The organism is Streptomyces sp. NPDC004647 (assembly GCF_040609575.1).
Taxonomy (GTDB): domain Bacteria; phylum Actinomycetota; class Actinomycetes; order Streptomycetales; family Streptomycetaceae; genus Streptomyces.
Window position 1 is genome coordinate 1 of record NZ_JBEXKU010000098.1, and the last position, 23,359, is coordinate 23,359.

The 23,359-nt window shown below is 71.7% G+C and carries 23 protein-coding genes; 7 read left to right on the forward strand and 16 right to left on the reverse strand.

Annotation, left to right across the window (positions count from 1 at the left end):
* The first annotated feature begins 496 nt into the window (after nt 1-496).
* From ABZW18_RS29755 to ABZW18_RS29765, 3 genes are read left to right on the forward strand one after another with little or no spacing between them, the layout of a single operon-like run.
* Complete coding sequence (locus ABZW18_RS29755) at nt 497-745, forward strand: hypothetical protein (RefSeq protein WP_356193396.1); 249 nt, start codon at nt 497-499, stop codon at nt 743-745.
* Between the two features lie 3 nt (nt 746-748).
* Nucleotides 749-1,120: a toxin Doc gene (locus tag ABZW18_RS29760; RefSeq protein WP_356193398.1), complete on the forward strand. Its 372-nt coding sequence runs from the start codon at nt 749-751 to the stop codon at nt 1,118-1,120.
* A gap of 19 nt (nt 1,121-1,139) precedes the next feature.
* Nucleotides 1,140-1,766 carry a GNAT family N-acetyltransferase gene (locus ABZW18_RS29765; RefSeq protein ID WP_356193400.1) on the forward strand — a complete coding sequence of 209 codons (627 nt, stop codon included), beginning with the start codon at nt 1,140-1,142 and terminating at the stop codon, nt 1,764-1,766.
* Between the two features lie 78 nt (nt 1,767-1,844).
* On the opposite strand, the gene ABZW18_RS29770 is transcribed toward ABZW18_RS29765, so the two are convergent.
* The 3 genes from ABZW18_RS29770 to ABZW18_RS29780 form a co-directional block, all read right to left on the reverse strand.
* Nucleotides 1,845-4,865: an SMC family ATPase gene (locus ABZW18_RS29770; RefSeq protein WP_356193402.1), complete on the reverse strand. Its 3,021-nt coding sequence runs from the start codon at nt 4,863-4,865 to the stop codon at nt 1,845-1,847.
* Complete coding sequence (locus tag ABZW18_RS29775; protein ID WP_356193404.1) at nt 4,862-6,046, reverse strand: exonuclease SbcCD subunit D; 1,185 nt, start codon at nt 6,044-6,046, stop codon at nt 4,862-4,864. Before ABZW18_RS29775 ends, ABZW18_RS29770 begins: the two co-directional genes overlap by 4 nt.
* Before the next feature lie 274 nt (nt 6,047-6,320).
* The gene (locus ABZW18_RS29780) at nt 6,321-6,680 is read right to left on the reverse strand and encodes a helix-turn-helix domain-containing protein (protein WP_356193407.1); all 360 of its coding nucleotides are present in this window, start codon (nt 6,678-6,680) and stop codon (nt 6,321-6,323) included.
* 76 nt (nt 6,681-6,756) lie between these two features.
* On the opposite strand from ABZW18_RS29780, the gene ABZW18_RS29785 reads away from it, so the two are divergent.
* On the forward strand, nt 6,757-7,647 hold the full coding sequence (locus tag ABZW18_RS29785; protein ID WP_356193409.1) for an NAD(P)-binding domain-containing protein: 891 nt from the start codon (nt 6,757-6,759) through the stop codon (nt 7,645-7,647).
* Nucleotides 7,648-7,867: 220 nt separating this feature from the next.
* Here the strand turns inward: ABZW18_RS29785 and ABZW18_RS29790 are convergent, their stop codons facing one another.
* From ABZW18_RS29790 to ABZW18_RS29810, 5 genes are all read right to left on the reverse strand, one after another.
* Entirely contained in the window at nt 7,868-9,052 is a 1,185-nt protein-coding gene (locus tag ABZW18_RS29790) for a methyltransferase domain-containing protein (RefSeq protein ID WP_356193411.1), read from the reverse strand.
* Nucleotides 9,049-9,192, reverse strand: coding sequence for a hypothetical protein (locus tag ABZW18_RS29795; protein ID WP_356193413.1), 144 nt, complete (start codon nt 9,190-9,192; stop codon nt 9,049-9,051). The genes ABZW18_RS29790 and ABZW18_RS29795 overlap by 4 nt, the downstream gene beginning before the upstream one ends.
* 392 nt (nt 9,193-9,584) lie before the next feature.
* On the reverse strand, nt 9,585-9,854 hold the full coding sequence (locus ABZW18_RS29800; RefSeq protein ID WP_356193415.1) for a hypothetical protein: 270 nt from the start codon (nt 9,852-9,854) through the stop codon (nt 9,585-9,587).
* A 126-nt stretch (nt 9,855-9,980) separates the two neighbouring features.
* Nucleotides 9,981-11,213: a helix-turn-helix transcriptional regulator gene (locus ABZW18_RS29805; protein ID WP_356193417.1), complete on the reverse strand. Its 1,233-nt coding sequence runs from the start codon at nt 11,211-11,213 to the stop codon at nt 9,981-9,983.
* Between the two features lie 249 nt (nt 11,214-11,462).
* Complete coding sequence (locus ABZW18_RS29810) at nt 11,463-12,089, reverse strand: YigZ family protein (protein WP_356193419.1); 627 nt, start codon at nt 12,087-12,089, stop codon at nt 11,463-11,465.
* An 86-nt stretch (nt 12,090-12,175) separates the two neighbouring features.
* Here ABZW18_RS29810 and ABZW18_RS29815 point away from each other — a divergent pair, with 86 nt between their 5' ends.
* Nucleotides 12,176-12,583, forward strand: coding sequence for a CoA-binding protein (locus ABZW18_RS29815; RefSeq protein ID WP_356193421.1), 408 nt, complete (start codon nt 12,176-12,178; stop codon nt 12,581-12,583).
* A gap of 97 nt (nt 12,584-12,680) precedes the next feature.
* Here the strand turns inward: ABZW18_RS29815 and ABZW18_RS29820 are convergent, their stop codons facing one another.
* A complete protein-coding gene (locus ABZW18_RS29820) occupies nt 12,681-13,235 on the reverse strand; it encodes a YbaK/EbsC family protein (RefSeq protein ID WP_356193424.1) in 555 nt (184 codons plus the stop codon).
* A gap of 55 nt (nt 13,236-13,290) precedes the next feature.
* Nucleotides 13,291-13,863, reverse strand: coding sequence for an XRE family transcriptional regulator (locus ABZW18_RS29825; protein WP_356193427.1), 573 nt, complete (start codon nt 13,861-13,863; stop codon nt 13,291-13,293).
* Between the two features lie 93 nt (nt 13,864-13,956).
* On the opposite strand from ABZW18_RS29825, the gene ABZW18_RS29830 reads away from it, so the two are divergent.
* Nucleotides 13,957-14,823: a DMT family transporter gene (locus ABZW18_RS29830; RefSeq protein WP_356193430.1), complete on the forward strand. Its 867-nt coding sequence runs from the start codon at nt 13,957-13,959 to the stop codon at nt 14,821-14,823.
* A 193-nt stretch (nt 14,824-15,016) separates the two neighbouring features.
* Here ABZW18_RS29830 and ABZW18_RS29835 read toward each other — a convergent pair whose 3' ends face one another.
* Nucleotides 15,017-15,799, reverse strand: coding sequence for an acyltransferase (locus ABZW18_RS29835; RefSeq protein ID WP_356193432.1), 783 nt, complete (start codon nt 15,797-15,799; stop codon nt 15,017-15,019).
* Nucleotides 15,800-15,948: 149 nt separating this feature from the next.
* On the opposite strand from ABZW18_RS29835, the gene ABZW18_RS29840 reads away from it, so the two are divergent.
* Nucleotides 15,949-16,479, forward strand: coding sequence for a gamma carbonic anhydrase family protein (locus ABZW18_RS29840; protein WP_356193434.1), 531 nt, complete (start codon nt 15,949-15,951; stop codon nt 16,477-16,479).
* A 32-nt stretch (nt 16,480-16,511) separates the two neighbouring features.
* Here the strand turns inward: ABZW18_RS29840 and ABZW18_RS29845 are convergent, their stop codons facing one another.
* The 5 genes from ABZW18_RS29845 to ABZW18_RS29865 form a co-directional block, all read right to left on the reverse strand.
* A complete protein-coding gene (locus ABZW18_RS29845; protein WP_356193436.1) occupies nt 16,512-17,192 on the reverse strand; it encodes a DedA family protein in 681 nt (226 codons plus the stop codon).
* A gap of 91 nt (nt 17,193-17,283) precedes the next feature.
* Entirely contained in the window at nt 17,284-17,736 is a 453-nt protein-coding gene (locus ABZW18_RS29850) for a DUF4442 domain-containing protein (RefSeq protein WP_356193438.1), read from the reverse strand.
* Nucleotides 17,737-18,329: 593 nt separating this feature from the next.
* The gene (locus tag ABZW18_RS29855) at nt 18,330-19,175 is read right to left on the reverse strand and encodes a fused MFS/spermidine synthase (protein WP_356193440.1); all 846 of its coding nucleotides are present in this window, start codon (nt 19,173-19,175) and stop codon (nt 18,330-18,332) included.
* A gap of 75 nt (nt 19,176-19,250) precedes the next feature.
* A complete protein-coding gene (locus tag ABZW18_RS29860; protein WP_356193441.1) occupies nt 19,251-20,093 on the reverse strand; it encodes a patatin-like phospholipase family protein in 843 nt (280 codons plus the stop codon).
* A 376-nt stretch (nt 20,094-20,469) separates the two neighbouring features.
* Entirely contained in the window at nt 20,470-23,055 is a 2,586-nt protein-coding gene (locus ABZW18_RS29865) for a hypothetical protein (RefSeq protein WP_356193443.1), read from the reverse strand.
* Nucleotides 23,056-23,359 lie beyond the last annotated feature (304 nt).

Consider the following 23,359-nt stretch of genomic DNA (forward strand, 5'->3'; position numbering starts at 1 on the left):
CCACTCTTTCCATACCCGCGGCTCTTCCTATCTGCGCCGGGCGTGTGGTCTGTACGTGAGCTGGCCTGCAGGTGAGCTGGCCCCTTCGCGCGCGGCGCGTCGGGCCGGTGGCCCGACCACCGGCCGGACGGGTGCCGCAGCCCACGGCAGCGCGCATCCTCCTGTTCGCGGCGCACGGCCGGGTGTGGCCGGGTGACCGGGGATGGCCGGGTGACCGGGTGTGGTGCCGGGGGTGGCCGGGGGTAACCGGGCGGCGGGGTGCAGCTGGCGCTGTGGCGGGTGGCCGGGTGCGGCGGATGGCCACGGCAGACGGCGGGCAGGTCGGCGCCCTGCCGCGGGACGAACGACGCGCCGGGCAGGGGTGCGCGGGCGTACGGCCCGAGCTGGTGCCTCACGGTCCGCGGACGCCCCGGGCCGGTGATCGCTGGTACCTGACGCGTACCATTCTGACCTGCTGGTCTGTGCAATCGGGTACCGGAGCAGTACCGTTTGCGGCATGCCCGCTCTCAACATTGACTTCAGCGACGAGGAGCTGAGCGAACTCCGCGAAGCCGCGCGGCAGCGCGGGGTCACGCTCAAGACCCTGGTCCGCGAAGCAGTCACGGACGACCTGGCGCAGCGCCGCGCCATGGCCGAGGCCTCCCAGGTCTTCCGGTCCTTCGTCAAGGAGAACGCCGACGCCTTCGACGCGGCGTTCCCGGATGACGCTCCCCCCGCCCGGCGGAACCGGCACGGGGCTGCCTGACACGTGGATCTGCTCATAGACATCCGCTGGCTGCTGGCCCGGCAGACGGAGATCCTCCCCAGCGACCCGGGCGTCGACGACTACTCCTCGCTGGCCGCCGCCGTCGCCCGGCACCGCGTCAACACGCCACGGCTGGGCGAGGAATCCGACGCCGCCTGGCGGGCTGCGGCCCTGCTGCACACCATCGTGCAGCTGCGCCCGCTGCCCTCCCGGAACGCCCTGTTCGCCTGCGGTATCGCCGTCGCCTACATGCACGCCTCCCACGAGGGCATCGACCCGCCGTACGGCGCGCTGATCGAGCTCGTCAAGGATCTCCAGTCCGCCGAATCCACGGTCTACGACGCGGCGGAACACATCCGTTCCTGGCGTATCTGACCCTGCCGAAAGGTTCCGCATGGCTGTCGAGACCGGCCACGACGACGGGCGGCTGCTGCTGCGCGCCGGGCGGGTCACCCTGCGCGAGCACACTGCCGAGGACGCCGCAGAGCTGATGGACTATCAGTCGTGCGGCCTGGTGTGGATCGACGGGGTCCCCGGGGCGGAGACCGCCGGCGCGGCCGGGATGACGGTACGGGCCGCGGTCGAGGGGCTGCACCGTCCGCCGTGGGGCATGTTCGCGATACTGCGGTCGCATGACCTCACGGCGCTGGGGACGATCGGCTTCCACGGCCCGCCGGACGATGGCGGCATGGTGGAGATCGGCTACGACCTGTCGGTGTCGGCGCGCGGCGCGGGCTGGGCTACCGACGCCGCACGGCTGCTGACGAGCTGGGCCCTGGGCGAGCCCGGGGTCGTTACGGTTCTGGCGACGACGCAGCCGGGGAACCTGCCGTCCCAGCGGGTCCTGGAGCGGACCGGCTTCACCCGGGTCGCGGACCGCGACCCGCTGTGGGCGTACGAGCTGACGGCCGCGACCGGTCCGGCCCCCACAGGGCAAATTCCCACCCAGGGCCTGGCTCCGGCTCCGGATCCGTTCAATGCCGGACGCCGCCACCCTCGGTTTCGACGACCCGGCCGCTGAGCCACCCGGCTCGCCCGCGGCGAGCCGCGCGATGGGTCGAGCCCGGCGGTCGCCCGCCACGCGCCGGGCGGCGTCCGCTCAGCCCGTCGCGCCCTGCAGCCGGTGCCGTACGGTCGACCCGGACCGGCCCTTGACCACCTCCAGCTGCGCGGGGATGCGCTGCCGCAGGTCCGCGACATGGCTGACGATGCCCACCGTGCGGTCCCGCTCGCGGAGCGAGTCCAGCGCGTCGAGCACCTCGTCCAGGGTCTGCTCGTCGAGACTGCCGAAGCCCTCGTCGATGAAGAGCGTGTCGAGCCGGGTCCCGCCCGCCTCGTCGGTGACCACGTCGGCCAGCCCGAGCGCGAGCGAGAGCGAGGCGAAGAAGGTCTCGCCGCCCGACAGGGTCGCGGTGTCACGCTCGCGGCCGGTCCAGGCGTCGATGACGTGCAGTCCGAGTCCCGAGCGGCCACGGCCGGATGTCCTGGCATCGGAGTGGACCAGGGTGTACCGCCCGGAGGACATGCTTCTCAGACGCACGCTCGCCGCTGCCGCGACCTGCTCGAGCCGGGCGGCAAGGACGTAGGACTCGAGCCGCATACGGAGTTCGTTTTCGGCGGAGGTTCCGGCGGCGAGTGCGGCCAGCCGGGCCACCCGGCCGTACCGCTCGCGCAGCGGGGCCAGCTGTCGTACGTCGTCGGCCGCCTCCGCCGACAGCCGGTCGAGGTCGGCGCAGCCGGCGCGGGCGGCGGCCTCGGCCGCCGAGGCGTCGCGCAGCCGCGTGGTGGCGGCCTCGACCGCGGCCCGGGCCGAGGCGGGTCGGGAGGGCGGCAGTCCGGCGGCGGCTCTGGCCTGCGGATCGGCGAGTTCCCTGGCGACGGCGGCCGTCTCGGCCTGCCACTGGTCGAGCCGCTGCTGCATCGCGCGCCGGTCCGGTTCGGCGAGTACGGCGTCGACGGCGGCCTGCGGCGTGTCGAACCGGGCGCGGTAGGCCGCGTCGGCGAGTCGCGCGTCGGCTTCCTTGAGCCGGCGGGCGGTCGCGTCGCCGTTCCGTACGGCTTCGGCGGCCTCGGCGAGGAGCGCGGTGAGCCGCTCGAGCCGGCCGGTCCGTTCGGCAACGCTCGCAGCGCCCCCGCGGGCCGCGGCCAACTCGGCTTCCACCTCGGCCAGTTCCCGGGTCAGCGCCTCGCGCCGGGAGGTACGGGCGGCCGTCCGGCGCCCGGCCTCCTGCTGCTCGGCGCGGCGCTGCTCGTACTCGCTCTCGGCGCGGGCCAAGGCCTCGCGGGCGGCATGCGCGTCGCGCGCGGCGTCCCGGGCCTCGGCGTAGGTCCGCCGCAACGTCTCGGCCGCGTCCCGCAGTCCGGACACGGGCTCACTGCCCGCCGCCGCCTCGGCCGCCGCGAGTGCTCCCCGCAGGGACTGCAGCCGGCTTTCGGCCTGTTCCCTTTCGGTGTCGGCCTGCTGGTAGGCGGCGAGGGCGGCCTCCTCAGTGGCCTGGTCGACATGGCCGGCGTCCGCGCGGGCGGGCGCGGGATGCTGGGTGCCGCCGCACACCGCGCAGGCCTCGCCGGGCCGGAGCCCGGCGGCCAGTTCGGCGGCGATGCCGCGCAGCCTGCGCTCCTTGAGGTCGAGCCACCGGTCGCGGGCGTCGGCGGCCTGCGTGCGGCGCCGCTGCCACTGCTCGTCGGCCTCGCCGATCCCGCCGGCGAGGTGGTCCCGGCGCTCGGCGGCTTCGAGCCTCTGGACGGCGGGGTCGATGCGGCCGCCGAGCTGTTCGGCGCGGGTGGCGGCCTCCCGGGCGGTTTCGATGCGCTGCTGGAGGCCGCTGCGCGCCGATGCCCATCCGGCGAGCCAGTCGTCGGCTTCCTGGAGCACCTCGTCGTCGGTGCGCGCGTCACGGTCGAGGTCGGCGCGCTCGGCGGCGATCCGGGCGGCCCGCTGCTCGCTGCGGTGGGCGGCGGTCAGCCCGCCCAGTTCCTCACGGAGTTCGCGCTCCAGGGCGGCGAGCCGCTCGGCGCCGGCCTCGGCGTACTCCTGCGGGAGCCGGTCGCGGCATTGCCGCAAAGCTTCGGCGGCCGCCCGGTGCTCGCGTTCCGCGGTGTCGCGCAGTTCGAGGGCGGGGGCGACGGCCTCGGCCGACCTGGCACGGTCCAGCCGCGCCCGCACCCGCTCGATCTCGCCGCTCCGGTCGGCGAGCCCGGCCGACCGGTGGCAGGCGTCGGCGTACGCGCCCTGGAGGCGGGCCAGTTCGCGCGCCTCGTCGCTCGTACGCTGGGCGTCGCGGTGCGCGGTCTCGGCGGCGCGGGCCGCCGCCACGGCCACGTCCAGCCGCTCGCGCGCGCTGCTGCGGGCGATGGCCGCCCACTCCAGGACGGCACCGGCCAGTCCCGGCTCCCCCGGGGTGAGGCGGGGCAGCGGATGGTCCCGGAGATCGGCGCAGTGCCCCGCGGCCTGGGCCATACGGTGGGCGATCGCGAGGAGCCGGTCGTCACCGCCGGTCACCTCCTTCTCCGCGGAACGGCGCAGCTCGGCGAGGCGCTCCTCGGCCGCGGCGAACCGGCGGGTGTCGAAGAGCCTGCCGAGCAGCCTGCCCCGGGCTTCCGCGTCGGCGCGCAGAAAGCGGGCGAACTCCCCCTGCGGGAGCAGGACCACCTGGCAGAACTGCTCCTTGCTCATGCCGAGGAGCCCGATAACCTCCTCACCGACCTCGTGGTGGGAGCGGCTCAGCGCCTCCCACTCGCCGTCCGGCCCCTCGCCGGTGCGCTCGCGCAGCCAGACCTGGGCCTTCTCCCGGGTGAAGCCGTCGCCCCGCCTCTTGGGGCGCGGCTGATCGGGGCGGCGGGTGATCTCCAACCGGCGCCCGCCGACGGTGAGATCGAGCTGGACCTCCGTGGGCGTGAGCGGGCCGGCGTGGTCGCTGCGCAGCGACTGGCCGCCCTGCCGGTCACCGGGCACCGTGCCGTACAGCGCGTAGCAGACGGCGTCCAGGACGGAGGTCTTGCCCGCGCCGGTGGCGCCGTGCAGCAGGAACAGCCCCGCGGCGGAGAGTTCTGCGAAGTCGACCTCCTGCGTTCCGGCGAAGGGGCCGAAGGCGGTGATCCGCAGCCGGTGGAGCCTCAACGGGCCGCCCCCTCACGCCCGCCCGCGTGAACCGGTGCGGCGCCGGCGCGTCCGTCCTCGAGCGCGCCCCGGAGCACTGCCCGCTCACTGTCGTCTGGGCCGCTGCCGCCGCGTACATGAGCCACGAAGTCCTCGGCGATCTGCTGGTCGGTACGGCCCCTGAGCCGCTGCGCGTACGAGGCGAGGGGGTCCTCGGCGTCCCGGTCGGGGGCGAAGGCGAGACTGAGGACGTGCGGGAAACGCTCGGCGAGCCGGGCCATCGGCTCGTACGGGCGCACGGCGTCGGTGAGGGTGGCCTCGACCCACGCCTCCTCGTACCGGGCGAGCCCGGGATCCTCCAGGAGGTCTTCGATGCGGCCCCGGATCCGGCCGAGCGGGCGCGGCACGGGGCAGTCGAGCCGCTCCGTCTCCAGCGCCCCGCCGGGCCCCAGTTCGATCAGCCACATGCTCTTGCGGTGATGGACTTCCGAGAAGGAGTAGGCGATCGGGGAACCGGAGTAGCGGATGCGGTCGCTGATGGTCTGGCAGCCGTGGAGGTGGCCGAGGGCGGCGTAGTCGACGCCGTCGAAGACGTCGGCGGGGACGGCCGCGACGCCGCCGACGGTGATGTCGCGCTCGCTGTCACTGGTGGCGGCGCCGGAGACGAAGGCGTGGGCGAGGACGACGGAGCGGGTGCCTGCCGGGCGGGCGGCGAGGTCGGCGCGCACCCGGTCCATGGCGGCGGCGAGCACGGCGGCGTGACCCGCCTTGGGGGCGCCCAACTCCTCACGGACAAGGGCGGGTTCGAGATACGGAAGGCCGTAGAGCGCGACTTCGCCGTGTTCGTCCGCCAGCACCACGGGCACCGCGCAGCCGGCCGGGTCGGTGCGCAGATGGATCCCCGAGCGCTCCATCAGCCCGGCGCCGACGCCGAGTCTGCGGGCGGAGTCGTGGTTCCCGGAGATCATGATGGTGGGCACGCCGAGGCCGGCGAGGCGGGTCAGCGCGCTGTCGTACAGCTCGACGGCGGCCAGCGGCGGCACGGCCCGGTCGTACACGTCACCCGCAACCAGCACGGCGTCGGCCCGCTGCTCCCGCACCGTTTCCACGAGGTGGTCGATGAACGCGGCCTGCGCGGGCAGGAGGTTCACGCGGTGGAAGGACCGGCCAAGATGCCAGTCGGACGTGTGCAGAATTCTCACAGCAACGCTCCGACCTGCATATTCACCCTTCTCCGCCCCAAATCCAGAACCGTACCAGCACGGGAACCACCCGCCGGCACCGACCACGTTAGCCCCCGCCGGCACCCCGTCCGTCACGGCTCTCAGATTTGCACCCGCCTCGGGGATGAGGTGGCCGTAGAGGCCGGGATCGGGATCGTGGAGCGCCCCAGCCGGAGCGATACAGCACCGTGTCGGGAGGGCGGGCGCGACGGATACCTGATGAGCGTCCGCCACAGGCGGCGTAGTCCTTGACTCAGGGCGAGCGGCCAAGCACGTCGTCGTGTGCGCTCCGCCCACCGAGGAGGTGCTTCCTGCCCCAGGCGCCGAGGGGGCTCAGTGCCTCGTTGAGGGAGACACCCAGCGGGGTAAGGGCATACGTGACGCGGCGCACCGCTCCCTCGAACCCCTCCTCCCGGACGACTACGCCATCGGTCTCCAACTCCCGCAGATGCGAGGTGAGGACCTTCTCGGTGACGCCGGGGATCCCGCGCCGCAGCTCACCGAACCGGCAGGGCCCCGCCTCCAGCGCCCACAGGATGAGTACCTTCCACTTACCGCCGACCACGTCGATCGCCGCGTCGATGCCACACACGTACGTGCCCCGCCTGGTCATGCACTCACCCTAAGGTAACCACCCACAAAAGAGTGCGTACTTGATCTCGGTCCGGGCGGATACGAGCCTGTTCGGCATGACCACCCAGAAAACTTCCAAGACCCCCGTCACCCTCCTCGGCCTCGGCGACATGGGCACCGCGCTCGGCCGCGCCTGGCTCGCCGCAGGACACCCGCTGACCGTGTGGAACCGCACGCCGGAAAAGGCCGGACCGCTGACAGGCAAGGGCGCCCGGGCGGTGGCGACCCCGGCCGAAGCGGTGGCCTCCGCCACCGGTCCCGTCATCCTCTGCCTGCTGGACGACGCCTCCGTGGGCGAGGCTTTGGACGGCACCGATCTGAACGGCAAGGACCTGGTCAACCTCACCACAGGCACCCCCGCCCAGGCCCGGCAGCGCGCCCGCTGGGCCGAGGAGCGCGGGGCTCGTTTCCTGGACGGCGGGATCATGGCCGTTCCCCCGATGATCGGCCGACCGGAGACCGGCGGCTACATTTTCTACAGCGGCGACCGCGACCTGTTCGAACGCCACCGCGAGGCGCTGGAGGCTCCCGCCGGCGTGAAGTTCGTCGGCGAGGACCCCAGCCACGCGGCGCTGCACGACATCGCCCTGCTCAGCGCGATGACCGGCATGTTCGCGGGCATCACCCACGCCTTCGCCCTGGTGCGCCCGGAGAAGGACCTCGACCAGGCCGGATTCGCCACCCTGCTCGCGGAATGGCTCGGCGCCATGGCCGGCACCACCCATGAGATCGCCGCCCAACTGGCGAGCGGCAACTACACCGAGGGCGTCACCTCCAACCTCGCCATGATGACGGCGGCCAACGACACCCTCCTGGCCACCGCGGACGACCAGTCCGTCGATCCTCGGCTTCTCACGCCCTATATGGAGCTGATGCGTCACCGGGTGGCCCAGGGCCACGGCGACGAGGGCCTGGCGGGCACGGTCACCCTGCTCAGCAGCGAGTGATGGTTCACGCCGGGTTCGGAGTGCCGCGTGACGGCGCCCCCCGGAACCCGGGCGTCATGCCGAGGCGGCGGCCGGCTCGCCCAGCGGGCCGCGGGGGCCGGGCACCGTCGTCGGCCGAGTGGTCAGGGTCCAGGTCGAGCTCGCCCAGGTCGACGGCCAGCTGCGACGCCGCCCGGTTCCGGATGGTGCTCACCGCCCGCTGACGTCGCACGGGCGGGCGTCAGCCCGGTAGTTCCCATGAGCGCGAAGGGTCATCGAGCCAGGCGTGCTGACCTTCCGGCGTGACGGTGAGCCCGAACCGGGTGTGGTCCGGCTTGCCCTGCTCCACCCACCACCGGTAGGCGGCCTCCACTTCGTCCCACAGCCGGCGAGGCCCGGACTGCCAGACGTGAGCTTCCCTCTGCCCGTCCCGGAACATGACGGCCGCCCAGGACCGGTCGTCCAGCCCGTAGAACCACACGGGTCGGGCACCGTCGCGCTTGCCGGCAACGGCCTGAGAGCACGCTCGGACGCGGAGCCCCAGAGCGAACGGGACAGCGGTGTACCGCCCGGTGACCAGTTCGTCCTCAGTGATCGCCGTGGTGGACGTACCAGCGTCGTCCATCCCTCCCGCCACCATGTACGCGTCGTGCTCAGGTCGAGACAGCCGTTGTGCGCGCAGCTTCATGAACTCCACGGGGCGCGTGAAGTGCCCGGCCGCCACTCCCTCGCCCACGACCAGGCGGGCCACGGCGTCCGCGTTGGAGAAGTGGGTGCCCCACGGGGCGACGATGAGGCCGCTCTGCCGGGTCTGCTCGATCCACGCCCCAGGAATCTTCCGGAGTCCGACGGTAGCCAGGATCCGGTCATAGGGCGCAGCGCCCGCGTGGCCCTCGAAGCCGTCCCCCACGACAACCTCGGGGTACAGCCCGGCTGCGCAGAGCCGTTCGCGGGCCCGCCGCGACACGGATTCATCGACCTCGATCGTGGTGACGAGTCCGCGTCCGCAGCGGTGGGCCAGGGCCCCGGACGTCTCGCCCGTGCCGGTGCCCACGTCGAGCACCCGCATGCCCTTCTCCGCCTCCAGGGTCTGGAGCAGCGCGTACACGACGGAAGGCATGGACGAAGAGCTGCTGGACACCTTGCCCGGCTCGGTTCCGGCGTGCTTGCCGTCGTCCCACTGCGTCACGATGGGGACGTTGCTGTCCGCCGCGGCATACCAAGCAACAGGGTCGGCGGTCCGGTCCACCGGGACGCTCGCCCCCTGGTCCATGTCGAAGGGCCACATCAGGTCAGGCAGGAAGGCGGCTCGGTCAACGGCCGCGAATGTCGGAGCCCAGTCCGGCGTCATCGATTGCGTCTCAAGGAGGACGCGCCCCAGCTCCTTGCGGCTGGGGCGGTCCACCTGCGCGGCGTTGAGCGTCACTTGCGGTGCGTCCCGTCGCCGGGCGGGGTGCCACCATCGGGAGACGGGGGCTCCTGGGGCGGTGTCCAGGGGGTGCCGGGGTGACCGTCGCCCCCGTCGCCTCCGCCATCGACAGCGGTGTCCGTCCATACGTTCCTCATGTCGCGCTCCTCTCGCTCCGAGCGGTGCCCGTGATGCGCGGGCCCCCGTCCGGGGACGGCGGCTCCGGGGGAACCGGCCACGGCTGGCCGGGAGTCGTGTTGAGCGTATGCAGCATTGCCGCTCTCACCTTCATTCTGTTGACTGGTGCCCGCACTTGCTACCCGCTCCGGGCGCCGACCGTCCTCACCAAAGGCACAGCCGGTACGGGAGTTGTGAGGTCCGCCCTGGACGGGGAGGGGGATCCACTGCTCGCCGGATGTGTCGGCGAGCCTCGTCCAGGACGGACCCGTCTATGAAGGGGATCCCGCGAAGACCAGGCCAATGACCAGACCGCACGCCGAGCTGACGCCGATAATGAAGAGGACCCCTGCGTACCGGCCGGCGGCGCGAATCACTTGCCCCACCTCTGCGATTCGTTGCGGGCGGAGAGGCGTGCGCTCAGCTCCTCGCGCGATGTCAGGCTTCGGACTCGCTCGCTCCTGACTTCCCACTCCCTGCCGCCCAGGAGCGGCCGGAGCCACACGCGGCCGCCCACGTAGCCCATGACGACCCCTACGGCGTCCTTCGCGGTGTCCTTGGCCAGAGCGCCCAGCGCGGGCGGATCGCTGACTGTCCCCTGCTGGTCAGGCTCGGCGTCGCCTTTCGCGCCACTGCTGGTCATCTCGTCCCCGTACGGTCGCTGTTGGGCAGGTCTCAATGACTGTACGTAGGTGACAGGCAGTCAACCCATATACGCAGCATGGCAGTTCGCAGGCGATCGGCCCGGAACTGTCATGACTCGTGGTAGTTACCCGGACACTCCGAGGTGAGAGGCCATCTCACGCATGTCCTGGGTCAGCGTGCGCTTCCGGTGCGCGAGGATGTCCGACATGACGTAGCCGGCCATCCGCTGGTGCTTCAGCCACTCGGGCGATGTGCGCCGGATGGTGTTGAGCTCGTCCATGGCGTCCTGGTGGGACCCCAGGAGCGCGTGAGCCCGCGCGATGTCGAGGCGGTGCCGGTCCCAGTTGTTCTGACTCGGGCGGCCGAGCCGCTTCAGCGCCTTGCGGCCCACCGCTCCCTCGTCGGCCCGGCGGAGCACGCCGCGGGCGTCTCCGATCAGGGACAGGTCCTCGATGGCCTTCGCCTCGGCCGTCACCGGCCCGAAGGTGGTCCAGTGCTCCCGGAAGTTGACGTGCTCGACGTTCAGGGCGCTCGCGGCCGTCGCGCTCATGCGACGAGCCTCCTTGGCAACGTCTTCGCGGTTGTTGCGCATGGCCGCGGAGGCGACGCGCTGGCACAGCTCTCCCCAGACGGCCAGTTGCCCCGGAGAGGCGCCCGAGATGCGCGGCTCGACCTCGGAGGCCGTCGTGGCGGCCAGGCGCTCGGCCTCGTCGAACCTGTCCTGCCGCAGCAGCAGCCAGCCCATGCCTACGACGCCGGTAGCGGCGACGAGGGTCTGCCCCGTCTCCCTGGCGTCCCGGATGCCCTGCGAGAGGGCGTGGTAGGCCATGTCGTAGCGCCTGACCTGCGTCAGATACTTGCCGGTGAGGAGGAAGGCGCTCGCGCGGACCATGATGGCCCGCTGGCGCGGCTCCCCTTCGCCGCTGGCGGCTACGGCTGCCTCGGCGGCGGTCAGGATGCCGGGCAGCTTCTTGGCGACGGAGTCGTACCGGTCGGCGTGGTACAGGCTGTGAGAGTCGTCGATGTCGCGCTGGATGACGGCGATGTCGACGACCTGTTCCGGCTCCGCGAAGATCTCGGTGAGCCCCACGGGTGGCATGAGCGCCCGGCGCAGCGCCGTGAGCCGAACGGTATCGCCGTCGTTGAAGCGCACGGGTCCGGGTGCCCCGGCTGCGAACAGGCTCGATGTCGTGGTGCCGAGGGCGCGCGCCAGTGCGTGAAGGGTCTCGACGCGGGCACTTCCGCCCTGTTCGACCTTGCGGACAACGCCGACAGACAGACCGGACTCTTCGGCGAGCTGTTCCTGGCTCAGTCCCGCGCGGCGCCGGTAATTGCGGATGTTCTCGGACAGCGACATCGAATCACCTCTCCGCCAGAGTACGCCGCTTGGGAAAACAGACAGGCCCCCCTCCGGGCGGACCTGAAAGGATAACTCCCGTTGTATCCCGGCTTTCTCGTCCCTGCGCCAGCCCCAGTCAGCACCGGACCCGTACGGGAGGGGTGCTCATAGGTGATCAGATGACGAGAGGTCAGCACGAAATGGGCACGGCAACGACGAAGGGCCCGAGCCGTCTTCTCAGATCGGTGCAGATCTGTTCAGACCTGTTCAGACCGTTCCGTACGCCTCGCCGCCGAGTTCGAGGACCGCCGTGCCCGCAGTGCTGTCGGCCAGCCAGGCGCGGAAGGCGTCGACCTCCGCCTCGGGCAGCCCGATCTCGATGGTCACCTCGGCCGCGTACCGCACGTCCCGCACCTGACGCCCGGTCGCCCGCAGGTCGTTCTCCAGCTTCCCGGCGCGCTGGTGGTCCACGGTGACGGTCGCCAGCCGGAAGCGCTGCCGCGCGATGGTGCCCAGCGCGTCGAGCGCTTCGCCGACGGCGCCGCCGTATGCCCGGATCAGTCCGCCCGCACCGAGCTTGACGCCGCCGAAGTAGCGGGTGACGACGGCGACGACGTACCGGAGATCGCGGCGGAGCAGCATCTGCAGCATGGGTGCGCCCGCGGTGCCGCCGGGCTCTCCGTCGTCGCTCGCCTTCTGCACGCCGCCGTCGGCGCCGATGACGTACGCGAAGCAGTTGTGGGCGGCGGTGGGGTGCTCCTTGCGGATGCGCCGGATGAAGTCCTGCGCCTGCTCTTCGGTGGCGGCGGGCGCGAGGGCACAGAGGAAGCGCGACTTGTTGACCTCGGTCTCGTGCACGCCCTCATGCGCGACCGTCCGGTACTGCTCCTGCATCACCTCACCCTATGCCTGGCCGCCGGGCCACCGGCTCCCCGGCCGGGAGAGGGAATGGGGGCGCCGGGTCCTTGGTTGAGCGGGACATGTACGCAGACGCAGAGACGATCCGCAGGATTCTGACCGCCACGGGCGACACCTGGGCGGTTGTCGGGCTGTCGACCAACCAGCGCCGGGCAGCCTACGGAGTGGCCGATGTGCTGCAGCGCTACGGCAAGCGCATCGTCCCGGTGCATCCCAAGGCGGAGACCGTGCACGGCGAGCAGGGGTACGCGTCGCTGGCCGACATCCCGTTCCCGGTGGATGTGGTCGATGTCTTCGTGAACAGCGATCTGGCGGGCCATGTCGCCGACGAGGCGGTGGCGGCCGGTGCGAAGGCCGTGTGGTTCCAGCTCGGGGTGGTCGACGAGAAGGCCTGGGAGCGGGTCCGCGCCGCCGGTCTCGACATGGTCATGGACCGCTGCCCCGCGATCGAGATCCCGCGGCTGGGCTGAGCCCACCGCGAGGCCCGCGCCCCCGGACGTCAGGCCTGCACAGGCCCGGCGCCGGGCAGGGTCGGAGCGGCCCGGATGCAGCCAGGCGGCCCCGGACTCAGCTGCCGAGACCGTCCAGGACGGTGGCACCGGGCAGTTCGGCGAGCGTCTTGCCGGGGACGAGGAGCTTGCCGCGCCGACGCCCGCTGCCGATGATCGCGTACGGCACGTCGACGACTGCCGCGTCCACCAGCATTGGCCAGTCGGACGGGAGACCGATGGGGGTGATGCCGCCGTACTCCATACCGGTCCGGCCCACGGCCGTGTCCATGGCGGCGAAGGACGCCTTGCGCGCTCCGAGATGGCGCCGGACGGTGCCGTTGACGTCCAGGCGGGTGCCCGAGAGAACCACGCAGGCCGCCAGGGTGACGTCCTGTCCTCGCTTGCCCGCGACGACGACGCAGTTCGCCGAGGCCTCCAGCAGCCCGGGCCCGTAGGCCTCGGCGAAGGCAGCGGTGTCCGCCCTCTCGGGGTCGGTGTCGACGTACAGCAGCTGTTCGACCGGCACCGAACCGCTCCAGGCCCGGATCGCGTCGGCGACGGAGGGGGTCAGCTCGTCCAGGCACTCGACCGCGCGGCGGACAGAGTCGAAGTTTCCGATGGGAGCGCGCACTTTCGCACACTAACAGGCGGCTCAACGGGCGGCGGGGCGTGGGCCGGCGGCCGTCTCAGCGCACCGGCGGGATGGAGACGGCCATCGTCATCTCGACGGTTTCCGCGCCGTCGTTGCGATAGGCGTGCGCACCGCTCGCCTCGAAGGCGGCGGAGCCTCCGCAGGGCACGCGGTGCTCCTCGTCGTCGACGACGAGGGTCAGCTCCCCGGCCGTCACATGGAGCAGCTCGAAGGTGCCGGGGGGGTGCGGGTCCGAGGAGCTGCTGTCGCCGGGCATGAGCCGCCAGGACCACAGTTCCAGCGGGCCGGGGGTCTGGGTTCCGGCGAGCAGCGAGGTGTGGCTGCCCGCCTCGGTGGACCACATGCGTACGGCCTGACCGGGCGCGACGATCTGGACCTTGGGCCCCTGGTCGTAGTCGAGCAGCGTGGTGATGCTCACCCCGAGAGCGTCGGCGATCTTCACGGTGGTGCCGACGCTGGGGTTCGTCCGCGCCTGCTCGATCTGGATGATCATGCCCCGGCTCACTCCGGCGCGTGCCGCAAGGCCGTCCAGCGTGAAGCCCCGCTCGTTGCGCCAGCGCTTGAGGTTGCGGGCGAGGGACTGCGTGAGGTGGTCGAGATCCGTCACGTTCCGTCCAATATTCTAGATGGCAGAGTTCATTACAATGCACTACGCTGTGCTGGACTTCAGCGTCCATCACACTGTACTGCGAGGTTCGTCATGACAGCAGTCTTCGCCCTGGCCACCAGCCTGCTCTGGGGGCTGGCCGACTTCGGCGGCGGGCTGCTGACACGACGCATCCCGGCCCTGACCGTGGTCGTCGTCTCGCAGACCGTCGCCGCTGCCGTGCTCGGCACACTCGTGATGGCCACCGGCGGCTGGAGCGAGGCCGGCCCCCAGCTGTGGTTCGCCGTCGCGGCGGGCGTCGTCGGCCCGGCGGCCATGCTCTGCTTCTACCGGGCGCTCGCGCTGGGCCCGATGGGCGTCGTCTCGCCGCTCGGCTCGGTCGGCGTCGCGGTCCCCGTCGGTGTCGGTCTGCTGATCGGCGAGCGGCCGGGCCTGCTCCAGGTCGCGGGGATCGCCGTGGCCGTCGCCGGGGTCGTGCTGGCCGGCGGCCCGCAGCTGCGCGGGGCGCCCGTACAGCGTCAGGCGATCGTGCTCACCCTCGTCGCGGCCTTCGGTTTCGGCGCGGTCATGGCGCTCATCGCGGAGGCCTCCTCCACCCTCACCGGGCTGTTCCTGGCCCTCTTCGTCCAGCGGGTGGCCAATGTCGTGGTCGGTGGCGCGGCGCTCTATGTGTCCGTACGGCGCGGCGCGCCGGCCCTGCCCGAGGGCGGAGGCTGGCGTCTGATCCGGTCCTCGCTGCTCGCGCTCGCCTTCGTGGGCCTCGCCGACGTCGCGGCCAACGGCATGTACTCGCTGGCCGCCCAGCGTGGTCCAGTGACCGTCGCCGCTGTCCTCGCCTCGCTCTACCCGGTGATCACCTCGCTGGCGGCGCGCGGCTTCCTCAAGGAGCGGCTGCGGGCGGTGCAGGCGGCGGGCGCCGGGCTCGCGCTGTTCGGCACCCTGCTGCTCGCGGCGGGCTGACCGGCGCTCGGAGTTGCGCGGTGCGCCGGTCAGAACCTGCGCACCGCGTACACCGCGAGCGCGATGCCCTGGATGACCACAGCGATCGCCAGCAGGATGCGCAGAGTGCGAATGTTCATGCCCCGCGCCTCCCCTCTCGGCGGTTCGCGGGCTCAGCCGTCCGCCGCCTCAGCGGTCCGCGACGGATGCCGACTCAGCGGTCCGCGGACAGATCCAGTGTGCCCGGCCCGGTGCTCTCCGCGTCGAGTTCCGCTTCCGCCAGCGCCACCAGTTGCTCGGGGGTGACACCTGCGGGGATGGGAACCGGCGGCGGGGTGCGCAGCGGAGGCTGCCAGCCCGACTCGGGGTCCCAGCGGCGGACGATACGGGCGGGTGCCCCCGCCACCACGGCGTAGTCGGGCACCTCGCCCCGTACGACCGCGCCCGCGGCGACGACCACGTTCCGACCGAGCCGCGCGCCGGGCAGGATCACGGCGCCCGCACCGAGCCAGCTGCCGCCGCCGATCTCCACGGGGGCGGTACGCGGCCACTGCCTGCCCACCGGCTGCCGCGGGTCGTCGTAACTGTGGTTGTCACTGGTGACATAGACGTACGGGCCGCAGAAGACGTCGTCGCCGAAGACGACCGGCTGCGAGGCCACGACGTGGCTGCCCCGGCCGAGGACGACGCCGTTGCCCAGGCGCAGGACCGGGTCGGGTCCGAGGTCGAGGCCGGGCATCATTCCGGCGGTCAGGGTGACCTGTTCGCCGATGATGCAGTGGTCGCCGAGGTGGATCCACGGCTCGCCGAAGACCGTCCCCTGCGGGAAGGCGAGCCGGGTCCCCGCGCCTATCCGGCCGAAGCTGTACAGGCCCGGCCGCTCGGCGGTGACCGCCCCGGCGTTCTGCACCCAGCGCAGGCCGCGGTGGACGGCGCGGGTGACGGCCCGGCGCCGCCAGGCCCCCAGCGATGAGAACGTGTTCCGGTTTTTCGGCACGCGCTCACGGTACTCAGCCGGGTGGCGGGTGACGCCCGCCCGAGCTGTGATCTTCACCCCACCCGGCGCCCGGCTCACCCGGCCGTCGCCTACGGTGCCGTCACAGCGCGGCAGCACAAGCAGCACAAGAGGAAAGCGAGCGGGACGAGATGACGGAGCGAGCGTTGATCGCAGGCGTGGGCGGCAAGGAGCCGAAGATCGACCCGGAGGCGTTCACCGCACCCACGTCCGTCGTGGTCGGCGAGGTGTCGCTCGGCGCGGGCGCGAGTGTCTGGTATCAGACGGTGCTGCGCGGCGACGGCGGTCCGATCACGATCGGGGCAGACAGCAACATTCAGGACAACTGCACCGTCCATGTCGACCCCGGCTTCCCCGTCACGGTCGGCGAGCGCGTCTCGGTCGGCCACAACGCCGTACTCCACGGCTGCACCGTCGAGGACGACGTCCTGGTCGGCATGGGCGCCACCGTGCTCAACGGGGCGCGGATCGGCGCGGGCTCGCTGGTGGCGGCGCAGGCACTCGTGCCGCAGGGCATGGAGGTGCCGCCGGGCTCGCTGGTCGCGGGGGTGCCCGCGAAGGTGAGGCGGGAGCTGACCGAGGAGGAGATCGAAGGCATCAGGCTCAACGCCGCGGTGTACGTGGATCTGGCGCGCGCCCACCAGGAGGCGCTGGAAGGCTGAGCACAGGAGGCGCTGGAAGCGCCGAACGCCCGTCAGTCGGCGGCCGGAACGGGGTCGGCCGCCGTCTCCGGCTCCACTGCCGCGGCGGACTCGGCTGCGGCGGACTCGGCCGCGGCCTTCTTCGCGCGCCGCTTGAGCGCCAGGAACGAGATCAGACCGATCAGCAGGGCGAGGACGAGCCCGAGCCAGGAGAACCGCTTCAGCCAGGACTCGGCGACCACTCCGATGTAGTAGACGACGGCCGTCGTGCCACCCGCCCACACGATGCCGCCGAGCACGTTGGCGATGAGGAACTTCCAGTACGGCATGCGCAGGACGCCCGCGAGCGGCCCGGCGAAGATCCTCAGCAGGGCGACGAACCGGCCGAAGAAGACCGCCCACATGCCCCACTTCTCGAAGGACCGCTCGGCGGACGCGATGTGGTGCGGCCCGAAATGCTTGGGAAACTTCCCGCCGAGCCAGGTCAGCAGCGGCTTGCCGCCCTTGCGGCCGATCGCGTAGCCGATGGAGTCACCGACGATGGCGCCGGTGATGGCGCAGGCGCCAAGGATCACCGGGTCGATCTCTCCGTGCTGCGACGCCAGCAGCGCCGAGCTGACGAGGATGATCTCACCGGGCAGCGGGATACCGAGGCTCTCGAGCCCGATGACCACCCCGACCAGCACATAGACACTGATCGCGGGCACGGTCTCGAGCCACTCCTGGACGTGCAACGCCGGTTCCTCCCGTGTGATCCCCCTGCTGCCCGGCGCGCGCCGCGGCGGGACGCCGGGCAGCCTACTGGATACGGGGAAACAGGTGGGCTCAGCTGTTCGGCCGGAGCGTCCAGACAATCGACATCTCGCCGGTAACAGCGCCGTCCTCACGCGTGATCTCAATCACCACGGGGAACTCGGGACGGTCGCCGGCGTCGAGTTCCGCGACGACCTCGGCGGCCGGCCGGCCCAGCCGGGCGGTGGCCGTGACCGGCCCCATGGCGAGCTTCTTGTAGCCGATCTCGGCCCGGACCGCGAGCGGGACGGCCCGCGAGAGCTGGTCACCGAACGCGGCGAGCACGATGGCACCGCTGGCCGACTCGGCGAGCGTGAACATCGCACCGGCGTGCGGCCCGCCGACGTGGTTGTGGAAGTCGGGCTGGTCGGGCAGCCGGACCACCGCGCGCTCGGGCGTGGTCTCGGCGAACTCGAGGTTGAGGGTGCGGGCCATCGGCACGGTGGCCGTGAGCATGTCGCCGATCGACGGCAGAGTCTCGGACATACGGCTACGTTACCAGCGAGTAGCAAAAGTGGGGAGGGTCCGTACCCTCCGCCGTGGAGGCCGTGGCGGACGGTACGGACCCCTCGGTGCGCTGGTGCGGGACGAGGCCGGGCGTCAGGGGGCGAAATCCCCGGCGCCACGGGCGGGAGGGCCATGGGTGCGCCCGGCCATGGGTACGACGCGCCCGCCGAGGGCAGCCCCCGGAGCTCGGACGGCCCGGCTGAAAGTGGTTGGCCGCAGAGGCGGTCGGCACGGGATAGTGCGCGGGTGACTCACCCGCTTCCGCGCTGCGCCGCCCCGCGTGGGCGGCACGTAATTACCGCCTGCTGACCGCCGCCGTGATCACGAGCCTCGGAAACTCCGGTGCTCTGATCGCGGCGGCGTTCGCGGTTCGGCAGGCGGGCGGCGACCAGCGAGGGCAGGGTCGAAAGCTGTCCGGCGGCGCTTCAGGCGGCGTACGTCCGGAACCGTCATTTCGAACACAGGCCCGAGCACTCCTCAATGGCTTCGGCTCGGGGCGCGGGGCACCGGACTCGGCCTACGCGGTTGGGGACACGGTAAGCGCCCCCGGACGACGGGGCCCCTCTCCCGGCTCAGCCGATGGTGAAGGCGCCGTCCGGCGGCTCGGGCGACGGCACCGCGTCGGCGTCGTGGACCGGCGCTGCGCCCGCCATCAGCTCTGCCAGGCGAGCTCCGGCCTCCACCCGTGCCGGGAACACATCGGACGCGGTACGGCGGGCCAGTTCGGCGACCGGCAGCTCGGTGTGCGAGGCGAGCAGTACGGTGTTGCCGAAGCGCCTGCCGCGCAGCACCCCCGGCTCCGCGATCAGACCCAGGTGCTCGAACTCCTCGGCAAAGGCGGCGAGTTGAGAGCGGAGAAAGGCGAACGGCGCGCCGTCCGCGAGGTTCGCCGCGTAGACGCCACCGGGCCGCAGGGCACGGGCGGCGCACCGCGCGTACTCGACGGACGTCAGGCTCGCGGGCACCCGCGAGCCGCCGAAGACATCGGCGACCAGCACATCCGCCGAATCCGCCGGGGCGTCCTCGAGCCAGGCGCGGGCATCGGCGCAGTGCACCTCGATCCCGGAGCCGTGGTCCAGAGGCAGGTATTCCGCGACGAGTGCGAACAGCCCGCGGTCCGCCTCGATCACCGTCTGGCGGGAGCCGGGGCGCGTTGCCGCCACGTAGCGCGGCAGCATCAGCGCGCCCCCGCCGAGGTGGGTCACATCGAGCGGCTTCCCCTCCTCGGCCGCCGCGTCCACGGCGTGGGCGAGCCGTCGCGCGTACTCGAACTCCAGGTGGGTCGGCTCGTCGAGGTCGACGTAGGACTGCGGGGCCCCGTCCATTGTGAGCAGCCAGGCGCGTCGCCTGTCCACGTCGGGCATCAGCTTGGCGGTCCCGCTGTCCACGGCCCGGGTCACCGGAATCGGCTCGTCCACAGCCCCATTGTCGCCTGTCGCCGGGCCCGTCCCGCCGGCGCACGGCGCACCGGCAAGCGCCCCCCGGCTGCCGGGTCAGTCCGCCCAGACCGCCGCGACAGCCGCGGCGTGCGCACCGGCCTGCGCGCGGCCCAGCCGCGCCGCGGCGGCACGACGGGCCGGGTCGAGCGGGTTGCGCCCGAAGGCGGCGCGGGCCGTACGGTCCGGGGTGAGCAGTACGACACGGGCGCCGCTCGCGGTGAGCTGTGCGGCCTGCGCGCCGGCCGCCGGGACCGGGCCACCGCCTCCGGTCATCGGGGCAAGGATGACCACCCGGCCGTACTCGGCGGCGAGGTCGGCATTGGCGGTCGACCGCACGCCGCCGTCGATCCAGCGCCGGCCGTCGATGGTGACCGGCGGCCAGACGCCCGGGACGGCGCAGCTGGCGGCGACGGCGTCGACGATGTCCACCCCGCTGGTGCGGTCGAAGGCCTTGAGCCCTCCGGTGACCGCGTCCACCGCGGTGATCACCAGCCGCCGGTCCGGCCAGCTGTGCGAGACGAGCCGCTGCGCGATCACGGCTCGCCGCTCGCCCTCGGAGGGCGTACGGGACTGCAGGGCCATCCGGCCCACCCTGGCTCCGAAGGATGTGCTGTCGCGGGACCGGAGGGCGGCCAGCGCGTACCGGGAGATCACGGCCGGGCCCATGCGGGCGGCGATCTCCCCTGTCGGATCGGCGAGTTGACGCTCGTACAGCTCCTCGAGGCCGAGCAGGCCGGAGGTGAGCTGCGCGCCGACGACGGACCCAGCGGAGGTTCCGATCACCACTCCGGCCGCGCTCAGGTCCGCTCCGGCCTCGGCGAGACCGGCGAGCATCCCGATCTCCCAACCGACCCCGGTGATGCCACCACCGCCGAGCACGAGTGCCGTATCCGCCATGCCGCCCTCCGATCCGAGTGCGGGCAGTCTCGCACTCGCGTGCGGGGACGAACAGCCTCGCACCGCGCCGCGGGCCCCCGACACGGAGACCCCCGCTGCGAAGTCGGAAAGCCGGCGGCGGTTGGGCCCCTGACAACTGCACGCCCCCCACTCCCCGTCCGGCAGAGGCGGCAGATCCCGGGTGCCGGAAGGTGCGCCGGACGTCCGTGCTGTAGCCACCCGATTCGACAAGAGGGCGTACATCCTCCATGGGACCGTGACCGTCGCTTCCATTCGCCTCTGGCTTCGCTCGTGACCCGCCGGGCAGTCCGTAGCGCCGTTCGCCGCGGGGCAGCCCCTTTGTCAGAGCCGTGTGGAAGGACCCATCGGACACGCCCTAGTCCTCGGGGCAGTCGTACGTGGTGTCGCCCTGCCGCCAGTCCGCTCCGGCGTCGATGTTCCTGCCGGGTTCCCCGCACACCAGCACCACGGCGGAACCTTCCTTTTCGTGATGCAGCACAGTCAGCATTTTGTTGACCGGTCGCTGCAACGAAGCGGCGGGGAAATGGAGGCGCCCACTCGCTCCTTCCAGGTCGAAGAAACCATTGGTGATGAACTGGTGGATGATGGGGCGGGTCAGGTCCACGTTCGCCGCACTGGCCTTGCTCGCGGCCTGGGCGAGCACCTTGATCGAATCATGGGCGAGCGCCGCGTGCCCGTCGTTCAGCCACAGGTCGTCCGCGCCGAACTCCTTGGCGTAGGCGCGGTTGAAATCCTGCGCCTCTCCGCTGCGGTCCGGATGGCTGGCAGGCAGCATATGAGCCGTGTGATACAGATGCAGCCAGGACTTTTCCTTGAAGCCGCCGCTGAGCGCGGCATTGGTGAGTTCATTGCCGCCCACCACGGTGAGATCCTTGTTCGCGCAGTTGCTGACGTTCTGGAACGTTTCCAAGAAGGCTTCGAACTCCCGGACCCGGGACGCCCAGTAGACCAGGGTCTTCGGGTTCTCCACGACCCTGCTGCACACCGCCTCCGCCACTTCGGACATGCTGAACTTCATGTCGAGGTCCGTCTCGTTCGGGACGGTCTGCCCGTCTCCGGCGCCGGGCGTGTAGCCGATCCGCTCTCCTGTGGACGTGAATTGGCCGGCGAATTCCTTCCCCAGCTCATTGCTGTAGACGTCCGCCGGATCGGTCACCACCGCGACGTTTTCGGCTGGTGCGCAGGAGTCCTGGCCGGTCCGGATCGTGTTCGCCTCCTTGATGAACGCCCCGACCACACGCGCCTCCCGCCTGTTGTTCGGCGCGGCACCGTGGTAGTAACGCCCGACCTCCATCTCCTTCGCCGTGGCCGTGGAGCTCACAATCGGGATCCCGGCCTTGTTGAGCCGGCGCAGTGCGGCGACCGTCTCCTTCCGGCTCTCGGTGAATCCCGTGACGCCGATGAGCTGCGGGTCCTTCTTCGCCTCCTCGACGACTTCCTTCGCCTTCCGTTCCGCGTTCTTGTACTGCACCCCGGCGTCGTACGTCTTGATCCGTACCAGGATGCCGTTGTCATTCGCGGGCGCCTGCTTGTGCAGCGACTTCTGGGCCAGTGCCAGGCCGCGCAGTTCGGGGATCGATCCGCCGGAGCGCAGTTCGTTCTCGTTCGCCGGCGGCGACGAGTGGATGAGTGCGATGGTCACGGTCCGTCCGGGGTCGTGCAGCTTCTCTGCGGCTCTGTTCTGCTCCTTGATCATCTCCAGCGCTTTCGTGTGCTGGTCCACGGGTGTGCCGGTGTCCGGCCGGCCCTGCGGGACGTGGTCGGGTCCGGTGAGGCATGCGGTGTACGCGTCCCTGAACGGCCCTTCGCCGACCCACGGCAGGGGAGCGAGCAGCCCGGTGAGCCACAGGGCGACGATGAGGGCCGTGGCCTCGAAAGCCAGTTCCGGGCGAGGGCGTACGCGTAACCAGGGCGTCCAGACCGGAGGCACCGGCGTGGTGCGGCTGCCCGGCTCCGGCGCCCCAAGCGTGACCTCGAAAGGCGCCGGGATCTCACCCTTCGCCGGGTTCAGCTTTCCTGCTGCGTCGTTCAGGCCGTGCGCATCGGTAACGGCGCCCGGTACGTCCGGCAGCGCGGCGACCAGAACCGTCACTGGGTTGGGGCAGGTCGTCTGCTTCTCGCTGTACAGCGTAATGAAGTCGGCGACTGCGCCGTCCGGCCCGTTACGGCTGCCGCCCAGCAGCAGGGCATGGCGGGGGCGCCGGCGTCGGCGCCCCGGGTGCAGCAGTCCTTGGCGCGCATGGCCGTACAGGTCGGTCATGAGTGCGGCGAGGAGCAGCCCGTCCCATCCGTCGTCACCGGCTCGCCGCACGTCGACGAACTCACGAAGCGCCGCACCATAGGTGCGCTTCCCTGCGAAGTCAGCCGGCCACAAGTGCCGGTAGCGCCGCCTCCGGGAGAAGCGCAGTCCCCAGCGCCACTCCCACCATTTCCGGTGCACCCGGTCCGCCAGCGACTGGACGGATTCGAGCGGGACGGTGAAGAAGAACGCCGTGATCGTAGGGCTTCCGCTCACCTGAGGCGGCCTTGCCGCGGTGTCGCGTCCCCGGTGCCTGGCGTACACCTGATCCGCTACCGGCACGTCCCGATCCTCGGAGAGGCTGTGGATCAGGTCGTACGCGGGCAGCCGGAGCCTGCCCGTCTCCGCGGGGGTGTTCTCCCGGAGCGCCTCGGCGATCTGCTCGATCAGCTGGGTCCTGGTTCCATCCCGCCATTCGATGTGTGCGTACGGGACGCAGGGCACCGTGCCGCCGGCGGCCGAAGAGCGCTTCAGGCAGCCCTCCAGGGCCTGGAGGGCCTGGAGGGCCTCGTCAGGACCGGTCCGCAGTACGACGGGCGGGTGCTTCGAAACGCGTTTGTGCAGCCGGGACCGGGTACGTACCGCGGCGCGATAGGCCTCGACGAAGTCGAGCCCGTGATCCCATCCAGGAAAGTCCGGCACCGTCTGCCTCCCCCGACTTTGGTGGAGACGAGCGTGCCCGCATCCTCACTCTGAGTCAACTTGCTTACGAAGTAGTCCTGTTCGCGTACCGCAGAGCATGTGTGGCTCTCCGATGCTTTCCCCCTGCCCCACCAACCTCTGTGGTGGGCCGATGCGTTCCACAGACGCGGGGAACCGAACGGAATTGCCAGGAAGGGCGAAGACCGCACATCCGGAGCCGGGGTGTTGGCGCACACGTGCTCCAACACCCCGACCTCGTCCCCTGGTCCTGCCTTTGCACATCCCGCCGGCCGACCGCCAGGAT